Here is a 684-nt window from a genome sequence, read left to right as displayed (position 1 = left end):
GCCACCAGAAACGCGATGTATCATCTGATCCTGAGACTCAATCGATTCGACAATAGATACCAAAGGAAAAATATATACCTGCTGACCAACACGAATTAGCTGACCATCCAAAATTGCCAGAGTCAGTGGCAAGCGTATCGAGAACATACTCCCCTTGCCTGGAGTCGACTCAACCTCGACCGAACCATTTAAGTCCTGTATATTTCTGCGCACAACATCCATACCAACGCCACGCCCCGAAATATCGGTAACTTCTGCAGCAGTTGAAAATCCAGGCTGGAAAATTAAGTCGTGAATTTGCTCTGGTTCAAGATGATCGTTAGGCGAAACAAGACCGTTTTCGATTGCTTTCGATAAAATTCGATCTTCATTGAGGCCGGCACCGTCATCAATAATCTGAATAACAATGTTACCGCCCTGGTGAAATGCGTTAAGGGTAATCTTACCGGTTTCATCTTTGCCAGCGGCAAGACGCGCTTCTGGCGACTCTAAACCGTGGTCAAGTGAGTTTCGAACAAGGTGAACAAGAGGGTCGCCTATTCTTTCCATCACTGTTTTATCCAGTTCAGTTTGCTCACCAAGCAGAACAAGCTCAACTTTCTTTTCAAGACTCTTACTAATATCGTGAACGAGGCGAGGGAAACGTGAAAATGCAAAACTAATAGGAAGCATCCTAATACGCAT

1 protein-coding gene is annotated in these 684 nt (G+C 44.7%); it reads right to left on the bottom strand.

The window, feature by feature from the left end:
- Positions 1-672 (bottom strand): chemotaxis protein CheA (locus tag A3763_RS21460; RefSeq protein WP_231872282.1); only part of this gene is annotated, 672 nt, incomplete at its 3' end.
- Positions 673-684 lie beyond the last annotated feature (12 nt).

It is taken from the genome of Oleiphilus sp. HI0128, assembly GCF_001635365.1.
The sequence above is the reverse complement of the archived record's forward strand: the minus strand, read 5'-3'. Positions and strand labels throughout refer to the sequence as shown.